7 protein-coding genes, 1 pseudogene and 1 riboswitch are annotated in these 8,827 nt (G+C 61.7%); of the genes and pseudogenes, 3 read left to right on the forward strand and 5 right to left on the reverse strand.

Annotated features, from left to right (window positions below; all coding sequences use genetic code 11):
* From AC1DLB_RS12830 to AC1DLB_RS12845, 4 genes and pseudogenes are all read right to left on the reverse strand, one after another.
* Window positions 1-148 (reverse strand): annotated as a pseudogene (locus AC1DLB_RS12830) (metal ABC transporter ATPase); the annotation flags it as partial.
* A 32-nt stretch (window positions 149-180) separates the two neighbouring features.
* On the reverse strand, window positions 181-993 hold the full coding sequence (locus tag AC1DLB_RS12835; protein WP_477744211.1) for an aldo/keto reductase: 813 nt from the start codon (window positions 991-993) through the stop codon (window positions 181-183).
* Window positions 990-2,165: an NAD(P)/FAD-dependent oxidoreductase gene (locus AC1DLB_RS12840; protein WP_064615996.1), complete on the reverse strand. Its 1,176-nt coding sequence runs from the start codon at window positions 2,163-2,165 to the stop codon at window positions 990-992. The genes AC1DLB_RS12835 and AC1DLB_RS12840 overlap by 4 nt, the downstream gene beginning before the upstream one ends.
* 139 nt (window positions 2,166-2,304) lie before the next feature.
* Window positions 2,305-2,637 (reverse strand): DMT family transporter, encoded by a 333-nt coding sequence (locus tag AC1DLB_RS12845; protein WP_007939639.1) that lies wholly within the window; start codon window positions 2,635-2,637, stop codon window positions 2,305-2,307.
* Between the two features lie 103 nt (window positions 2,638-2,740).
* Between AC1DLB_RS12845 and AC1DLB_RS12850 the strand changes: the two genes are divergently transcribed.
* Window positions 2,741-3,631, forward strand: a complete 891-nt coding sequence (locus AC1DLB_RS12850; protein WP_018928534.1) for a LysR family transcriptional regulator — start codon at window positions 2,741-2,743, stop codon at window positions 3,629-3,631.
* A 22-nt stretch (window positions 3,632-3,653) separates the two neighbouring features.
* Complete coding sequence (gene waaA, locus AC1DLB_RS12855; RefSeq protein ID WP_018928533.1) at window positions 3,654-4,931, forward strand: lipid IV(A) 3-deoxy-D-manno-octulosonic acid transferase; 1,278 nt, start codon at window positions 3,654-3,656, stop codon at window positions 4,929-4,931.
* A 66-nt stretch (window positions 4,932-4,997) separates the two neighbouring features.
* Here waaA and AC1DLB_RS12860 read toward each other — a convergent pair whose 3' ends face one another.
* Window positions 4,998-6,431: a TolC family outer membrane protein gene (locus AC1DLB_RS12860; protein ID WP_064615998.1), complete on the reverse strand. Its 1,434-nt coding sequence runs from the start codon at window positions 6,429-6,431 to the stop codon at window positions 4,998-5,000.
* 192 nt (window positions 6,432-6,623) lie between these two features.
* Window positions 6,624-6,729: riboswitch (TPP riboswitch) on the forward strand.
* A 166-nt stretch (window positions 6,730-6,895) separates the two neighbouring features.
* On the opposite strand from AC1DLB_RS12860, the gene thiC reads away from it, so the two are divergent.
* On the forward strand, window positions 6,896-8,785 hold the full coding sequence (gene thiC, locus AC1DLB_RS12865) for a phosphomethylpyrimidine synthase ThiC (RefSeq protein ID WP_064615999.1): 1,890 nt from the start codon (window positions 6,896-6,898) through the stop codon (window positions 8,783-8,785).
* Window positions 8,786-8,827 lie beyond the last annotated feature (42 nt).

The following is an 8,827-nucleotide window of genomic DNA, read 5'->3' on the forward strand; positions in this document are numbered from 1 at the left end:
CCGTCACCGGACGGCGGCGTTGCAGGGTCTGGGAAAAATTCAACGGCATCCCGACGCTCTGATAACTCAAACCTTCGGGTGTGGCTTCGACGAACAGCGGCAGGGTCTTGAAGTTGCTCGGGTTCTTTCTGATCAGCGTACGCGGCATGTCGGCTCCTGCTTAAGGCCGCGTGGGCGGCATCAATGGCTACGAAGGACCTGGGCAACGGTCGCGACGTTATGGGCGAGGTGCAGCGGATTGATGGTCCCGACAATAGCACTGGCCACCCCCGGGTGATCAAACAACAATTCGAAGCTGGCACGCACCGGATCAACGCCCGGGCTCAGGCACACATGGCCGCTGGCCAGGGCCTTTTTGACCAGGATCGCTTTGCCGTGAGCAGCAGCATAGTCAATGACTGGCTTCTCGTTCTGTTCGTTCAGATTGTAGGTGACCATTGCGCAATCACCTTGTTCCAGAGCCTTCAAGCCGCCTTCGACGGTTTTACCGGAAAAACCGAAACCGCGAATCTTGCCTTCGCGCTTGAGCTCGGCAAGGGTCGCATAGACCTCACTGTCGTTGAGGATCGCCAGGTCGTTGCCGTCGGAATGCACCAGCACCAGATCGATAAAGTCCGTTTCCAGGCGTTGCAGGCTGCGCTCCACTGAGAGCCGGGTATGCGCGGCGCTGAAATCATGGCGGGACTGACCGTCGGCGAACTCTTCACCGACCTTGCTGACGATTACCCAGTCCTGACGCTGACCACGCAGCAACGGGCCGAGACGCTCTTCGCTGCGGCCATAGGCCGGGGCGGTGTCGATCAGGTTGATGCCCAGGTCGCGCGCGAGTTTGAGCAGCATGCGGGCTTCGTCGTCGCCGGGGATCTGAAAGCCGTTGGGGTATTTCACCCCTTGATCGCGGCCAAGTTTCACTGTGCCCAGGCCCAGGGGCGATACCAGCAGGCCGGTGCTGCCCAGCGGACGATGCAGGTCATGCAGGGTCGGTTGGCTCATGGCAGCAGTTGCTCCCAGGCAGGGGTCCCTATCGGCGGTTTCGGCAGTTCCGGCAGCGTGGCCGGATGGCTCGGCTGAATACCGTCGCGTTGCAGTGTGGCGAAGACGCGGTCGGCGAAGTCCGGTGCCAGGGCCAGTTTGGTCGGCCAGCCCACCAGCAGACGATTCTTCTCGGCGAGGAAGGCGTTGTCCGGGCGGGTCAAGCCCGATTGCAGCGGCTCGGCGCGTTCGACCCGCAAGGTCGCCCACTGTGCGGTGCTCAGGTCGATCCACGGCAGAAGTTGGCCCAGTTCTTTCTGGGCGGCGGCAATTTGCGCGGCTGGCTCGCGGGCCACGCCTTCGGCTTCGGCGATGTCGCCGCCCACGTACCAGACCCACTGGCCATCGGCGGCCGGGTGAGTGGTCACAGTGACGCGCGGCTTCGGCCCGCCGCCCAGGCAGTGGGCGTACAGCGGTTTGAGGCTCGGGCCTTTGACGATGATCATGTGCAGGGGACGGCGCTGCATGGCCGGTTGGCTCAGGCCCAGCGCGGTCAGCAGGTCAGCGGTGCCGGCACCGGCACTGAGAACGATGCGCTGGGCGCGGATTTCGCGTTCGTCGACTTTCAAACCGACCAGTTCACCATTCTCCAGCAGCGGTTCGATGTGCTGACCGGCCAGCAGGCCGTCGCCAGCCAGGTCGGCCAGGCGCTGGATCAGGCTCGGCACGTCGACCACCAGTTCCGTCAGGCGATAGACCTTGCCCTTGAAGCGCTTGTCTTGCAGCGCCGGCGGCAGTTGATCGCCTTTGACCTGATCGACCCGCCCGCGCACGGCTTTGCTGGCGAAAAAGCTGGTGAGGTTGCCAGCGAGGGTRCCGGGGGACCAGAGGTAATGGGCATCGGACAATACGCGCACGCCGGACAGGTCCAGTTCGCCGTCGCCGGCCAGCGCCTCACGCCAGCGACGCGGCATGTCGGCAATGGCTTCCGAGGCTCCGGTCAGGGCACCGTGCAACGCGTACTTGGCACCGCCGTGGATGATGCCCTGGGACTTCAGGCTTTGCCCGCCACCGAGGCTGGCGCTTTCCACCAGCACKGTCGAGAAACCCTGGCGGCGCAGGCGTGCATTCAGCCAGAGGCCGGCGACACCAGCGCCGACAATCAGAACGTCGGTGGAAATAACGGATGGCATGCAGCGACCTCAGTGTTCAAGACGAGGGCGCAGTATACAGACTCGATGCGCAGGAGATTTGTTGGTGATCAATAGAGCGGATGCAAAACCTGTGGGAGCGGCGGTGCGGTGCTCCCACAGTAAGATAGTGCTTCGGGTTTTAATGTCCCGCGGTCTTGGAGAACAGCTGAATAACCACGACGCCCAGCACAATCAGCGCCATCCCCAGCATTGCCGGCACATCCAGTTTCTGCCCGTAGATAAACAGCGCCGCGACGCTGACCATCACGATGCCCATGCCGGCCCACACCGCGTAGGCCACGCCGACCGGAACGCTGCGCACCACCAGGGTCAGCATCCCGAAAGCAATGCCGTAACCGACGATGACCAGCAGCAGCGGCAGTGGCGTGCTGATACCCTTGACCGCTTTCATCGAAACGGTGGCGATCACTTCGGCGCAGATGGCAATGGCGAGGTAGTAGTAAGCGGTCATGGGTCAATCCTCGTATGAAGTGTTGCTTTCTGAGGTCGGCATTCTAGAGATCCGCCAGATGCGGTAAAGTCATTACCTATCTGTTCTGGAGATGGGTTGAGCCATGAATATGCAATGGAGTCTGGAACAGCTGCACTTGTTTGTCAGTGTCGCGGAACAACGTTCCTTTTCCGCGGTGGCGCGGGATCAGCGCAAGGCGCAGTCGGCGGTCAGCAGTTCGATTGCGCTGCTGGAAGAAGACCTGGGCGTCAGCCTGTTCGATCGCAGCAGTGGTCGCCAGCCGAAACTCACCGAAGCCGGCACCGCGCTGCTTGAAGAGGCGCGGGAAGTGCTGCGCCAGTGTGAGCGCCTCAACGGCCGGGCACTGGCGATGATGCGGGGCCAGGAAGCGAGTTTGCGGGTGGCTCAGGACGAGGCAATGCCTTATCAGGCAGTGGTTGAAAGCTTCGAAGCCCTGGCCGAACAATTTCCCAGCCTCGAAGTGCAACTGACCAGTGCCGCCCAGGGCGATGTCGCGCGCAAACTGGTGGAGCGCCGGGCCGACCTGGGCTTGCTGTTTTATCACGAGCAGATTCCCGAAGCCCTTGAGCGCCGAGTGCTGGGCAGCGTTGAAATGGTCACGGTGTGCGGCGTGGGGCATCCATTGGCGCAGCAGACGCAGGTCAATTGCCAGCAACTGGCGCAGCATCGACAGCTGCTGATGTCCACGCAGTCCAGCGTCTATCCCGGCAGTGAGCCGGCCAGCCCGCAGGTCTGGCGGGCCGACAGTTTCTATGTGATGGCCGAATGGGTGATGCGCGGCCTCGGCTGGGCCTGGTTGCCGCGCCACGTGGTGCAGTACCCGGCGTATCAGAATCTGATGGTCGAACTGACCAGCGAATGGACGCCGCCGGCATTGATTGTGGAGCTGGTCTGGCGCCGCGACGAGCCCCTCGGCCCGGCAGCCCGTTGGCTGGCGGAACGTTTTGCCGTGCACTTGCAGGCGATTGGCTAAAAAACCGATAAACTCCGCCGCCATGAATAGAACCCTCTACACCGCGCTGTTTTACCTGGGGCTGCCATTGGTAGCGATTCGGCTTTGGCTGCGGGCGCGCAAGGCGCCGGCGTACGCCAAACGCATTGGCGAGCGTTTCTCCCTCGCGCTACCGGCGATGAAGCCGGACGGCCTTTGGGTGCACGCGGTGTCGGTAGGCGAAAGCATCGCCGCGGCGCCGATGATCCGTGCCTTGCTGCAGCGATATCCGACGCTGCCGATCACCGTCACCTGCATGACCCCGACCGGGTCTGAGCGCATCCAGGCGCTGTTTGCCAACGAGCCGCGCATTCAGCACTGCTATTTGCCTTATGACTTGCCTTGCGCTGCGGCGCGATTCCTTGATCGGGTCCGGCCGAAACTGGCAGTGATCATGGAAACCGAACTCTGGCCCAACCATATCCATCAGTGCGCCAAGCGTGGAATTCCCGTGGCCCTGGCTAATGCGCGACTGTCTGAGCGCTCGGCCAAAGGTTATGGCCGCTTCCATAAACTGACCCGGCCGATGCTCGCCGAGATGAGCCTGTTCGCAGTGCAGACCGAAGCCGAGGCGCAGCGTTTCCGCGATTTGGGCGCGCGCCCGGAAACGGTTGAAGTGACCGGTTCGATCAAGTTCGACCTGACTATCGATCCGCAACTGCTGCAGCGTGCTGCCGAGCTGCGCGGGCAATGGCAGGCGCAGGATCGCCCGGTGTGGATCGCTGCGAGCACCCATGAAGGTGAAGACGAAGTGGTGCTCGATGCCCATCGTCGGCTGTTGGCCAATCATCCCGATGCCTTGTTGATTCTGGTACCGCGTCATCCGGAGCGCTTCAACCCGGTATTTGAGTTGTGCCGGCAAAAAGGTTTCACCACGGTGCGGCGTTCGACGGGCGAGCCGGTGACCGCAGATACTTCGGTGTTGCTGGGCGACACCATGGGCGAGTTGCTGTTTCTTTACGCCTTGGCCGACAGCGCTTTCGTCGGCGGCAGCCTGGTGCCCAATGGTGGCCATAACCTGCTGGAACCGGCGGCCTTGGCCAAACCGGTGCTCAGTGGGCCGCACCTGTTCAACTTCCTTGAAATCGCCGCGCAGTTGCGCAGCGCCGGGGCGCTGGCCGAGGTCGACGATGCTGAAGGCCTGGCACTGGCGGTGCAGCGGCTGTTCGAACTGCCACGCGATGCACAGCGGATGGCGGAGGCGGGGCTGAAGGTAATGCGCACCAATCAGGGGGCGTTGCAGCGGTTGCTGGATGGGTTGGGCAGGTTGATCGAGCGGTAGACCGAGTCGCGCGAACAAAAAAGATCGTCCGAACGCGGCCCGAGCCTTCGGACGATCTTTTGCTGTTTAAGGCCTCGCTTTCAACTGCTCCGCCGCAGCCTTCGCCAGATCTGGTGGCAAGAAGTCCTTGTCCGGGTTGTAGTCGGCTTTGAGATAACGGGTCAGGTCCTGCAAGTCCCCCGGGTTCAAGGTGCCGGCGGCCTGCTTCAGGCGCAGGTTGTCGAGGATGTAGTCGTAGCGCGTGTTGTTGTAGTTGCGCACCGAGGTGTACAGCTGACGTTGGGCATCGAGCACGTCGACGATGTTGCGCGTCCCCACCTGATAACCGATTTCGGTCGCTTCCACCGCGCTCTGGTTGGAAATGATCGACTGTCGACGTGCCTGCACCTGCTCGACGTCGGTGTTCACGGCGCGGTGCAGGTTACGGGTGTTTTCCACGACCTGGCGACGCAGGGCTTCGCGTTGTTGTTCCGTTTGATCCAGCCGTGAATAAGACTCACGCACCTGGGAGCTGGTGAGCCCGCCGCTGTAGATCGGGATGCTCAATTGCAGGCCGACGGTGCGTTGTTCCACATCGCCACCGTAATGCACGCCGGTCGCGCTCGGGTTGGTAAAACCGAGGGCGTCGTTGTCACCTTTCCTGTATTGCGCGACCGCATCCAGGGTGGGGGCATGCCCGGCCTTGCGCTGCTTGAGGGTTTCTTCGGCGGCGCTCACCGCGTAGTTGCTGGCCAGCAGATTGAGGTTCTGCTTGGCGGCGGTGTCGACCCAAGCCTTGGCGTCGTTCGGTGCCGGCGGCAGGATCGGCAAGGTGTGGACGATGCCCTGGATCGAGTTGTACTGGCGGTTGGTCAGGGTGATCAGCGCTTCGAACGCGTCATCCACCTGACGCTGGGCGACAATCCGGTTGGCCCGCGCGGTGTCGTAACTGGCCTGGGATTGCAGCACATCGGTCTTGTCCGACAGGCCGACGTCGAAGCGCTCGTTGGACTGGTCGAGCTGGCGTTTGAAGGCTGCTTCTTCGGCCTTGGTCGAGGCCAGGTTGTCCTGGCTGCGCAGTACGTTGAAGTAGCTTTCGGCGCTTTGCAGGATCAAGTTTTGTTCAGTGGCCGAGAGTTGCAAGGCGGCCTGTTCGTTGACGTCCTTGGCGGCCTGGAACTGGAACCAGCGGTCGGCGCGGAAAATCGGTTGCGACAAGGTCGCCTGATACACCGTGCCGCTGCGGTTCGAGGTCACCGATGGTTGATCGAGCGCGGTGCGGGTGTCGTTCATGTTGGCACCGGCCGACAGGTTGGGCAGCAACCCGGCGCGGGCCTGGGGCACGACTTCCTTCTGGGCGCCGTACTGGGCGCGGGCGGCGGCGATATCGGCGTTGTTGTCCACCGCTTCCTGATAGACGCTGACCAGGTCGGTCTTGGTCGATAAGGGCGCTTCTGCTGCCCAGGCCATTCCATTGGACGCACAAGACACGGCAAGGGCCAGTGAGAGTTTGCGCAGCATGAGGCCATCCCTAAAAATTATGCTGATAATTTGAACGCCAAGGCTACGGCGCGGCGCCCTGCAGCGTCAAGGCGCGGCACGGCGTAGCGAGTGTAGATGCACGCAGGCATGGCAACAATCCGCTGATTGCGCCATTCATCATGGTGTTTACCGTGGTGTTGGCGTTCTTTGCCGGTTATGTCTAGACTGGCCGGGTTCTTGTCGGGGTGCCTTGCTATGAGGCTGAGATCGAATAATTTCGGATCCCGTTGAACCTGATCAGGTTAGCGCCTGCGTAGGGAACAAGATTTCTCGTCACCCGGCGAGTCCTCTTGTGCTTCGTCCGGGATGTTGTTCGACAATCGAACACCCCTCGAGCATCGAGCACAGCACCTGCTGGAATTTCCAGCGCCCGTGCGTCCATTCGTTTACAGGTTCGCTCCGACAAAAATCCACTGCCTGGATGTGTGTCTGGAGAGCCCGTGATGACTACAAAATCAAAAATCGCAACCAACCTGAGTGATTCGGCCAAGGTCGATCAGCAATCGGTTCAGCCGTTTACCCGCTCGCAAAAAATCTATGTTCAGGGCACACGCCCCGACATCCTCGTGCCGATGCGCGAAATCAGCCTGGACGTGACCCCGACCGACTTCGGCGGCGAAATCAACGCGCCAGTGGTGGTATATGACACCTCGGGCCCGTACACCGACCCCAATGTCACCATCGATGTGCGCAAAGGCCTGGGCGATGTGCGGTCGCCGTGGATCGAATCCCGTGGCGACACCGAGCGTCTGTCCGGCCTGAGCTCCAACTTCGGTCAGGAACGCCTCGCTGACCCGGAACTGACCAAGCTGCGTTTCGCTCACGTCAACAACCCGCGCCGCGCCAAGCCGGGTGCCAACGTCAGCCAGATGCACTACGCCCGTAAAGGCATCATCACCGCCGAGATGGAATACGTCGCCATCCGCGAAAACATGAAGCTCGAAGTGGCCCGCGCCGCCGGCCTGCTGGACCAGCAACACGCCGGCCACAGCTTCGGCGCCAGCGTGCCGAAAATCATCACCCCGGAATTCGTCCGTGAAGAGATCGCCCGCGGTCGCGCGATCATTCCGGCCAACATCAACCACACCGAACTGGAACCGATGATCATCGGCCGTAACTTCCTGGTGAAGATCAACGGCAACATCGGCAACAGTGCCTTGGGTTCGTCCATCGAAGAAGAAGTGGCGAAGCTGACCTGGGGCATTCGCTGGGGTTCGGACACGGTCATGGACCTGTCCACCGGCAAGCACATCCACGAAACCCGCGAATGGATCATCCGTAACTCGCCGGTGCCGATCGGTACCGTGCCGATCTATCAGGCACTGGAGAAGGTCAATGGCGTCGCCGAAGACCTGACCTGGGAGTTGTTCCGCGACACACTGATTGAACAGGCCGAGCAGGGCGTCGACTACTTCACCATCCACGCCGGCGTGTTGCTGCGCTACGTGCCGCTGACTGCCAAGCGCGTGACCGGTATCGTCTCCCGTGGCGGTTCGATCATGGCCAAGTGGTGCCTGGCGCACCACAAGGAAAACTTCCTCTACACCCATTTCGAAGACATCTGCGAAATCATGAAGGCCTACGACGTCAGCTTCTCGCTGGGCGATGGCCTGCGTCCGGGCTCGATTGCCGACGCCAACGACGAAGCGCAATTCGGTGAGCTGGAAACCCTCGGCGAGCTGACCAAAATCGCCTGGAAACATGACGTGCAGTGCATGATCGAAGGCCCGGGCCACGTGCCGATGCAGTTGATCAAAGAGAACATGGACAAGCAGCTGGAGTGCTGCGACGAGGCGCCGTTCTACACCCTTGGCCCACTGACCACCGACATCGCCCCAGGCTACGACCACATCACTTCCGGTATCGGTGCGGCGATGATCGGCTGGTTCGGTTGCGCCATGCTCTGCTACGTGACGCCGAAGGAGCACTTGGGCCTGCCGAACAAGGATGACGTGAAGACCGGGATCATCACCTACAAGATCGCCGCTCACGCCGCCGACCTGGCCAAAGGGCATCCGGGGGCACAGATTCGCGACAACGCCTTGAGCAAGGCGCGTTTCGAATTCCGTTGGGAAGACCAGTTCAACCTGGGCCTCGATCCAGACACCGCGCGCTCGTACCACGATGAAACCCTGCCGAAGGATTCGGCCAAGGTCGCGCACTTCTGCTCCATGTGCGGGCCGAAATTCTGCTCGATGAAAATCACCCAGGAAGTCCGTGAATACGCGGCCAACCAGCGGATCGAAACCGTCGATGCCGAAGTCGCCAAGGGACTGGCGGAACAGGCTGAGCGGTTCAAGCAGGAAGGCAGTCAGCTGTACAAGAAGGTTTGATCTGACCGGCGCACTCGGGTGCGCCGCTTACCCTTGTGGCGA

It is taken from the genome of Pseudomonas sp. 05N434, assembly GCF_056396965.1.

Excerpts from the sequence above, each read along its gene's own strand:
- AC1DLB_RS12835 (WP_477744211.1), bottom strand. The coding sequence starts at position 993 with ATGAGCCAACCGACCCTGCATGACCTGCATCGTCCGCTGGGCAGCACC.
- waaA (WP_018928533.1), top strand. The coding sequence starts at position 3,654 with ATGAATAGAACCCTCTACACCGCGCTGTTTTACCTGGGGCTGCCATTG.
- AC1DLB_RS12860 (WP_064615998.1), bottom strand. The coding sequence starts at position 6,431 with ATGCTGCGCAAACTCTCACTGGCCCTTGCCGTGTCTTGTGCGTCCAAT.
- thiC (WP_064615999.1), top strand. The coding sequence starts at position 6,896 with ATGACTACAAAATCAAAAATCGCAACCAACCTGAGTGATTCGGCCAAG.
- AC1DLB_RS12845 (WP_007939639.1), bottom strand. The coding sequence starts at position 2,637 with ATGACCGCTTACTACTACCTCGCCATTGCCATCTGCGCCGAAGTGATC.
- AC1DLB_RS12850 (WP_018928534.1), top strand. The coding sequence starts at position 2,741 with ATGAATATGCAATGGAGTCTGGAACAGCTGCACTTGTTTGTCAGTGTC.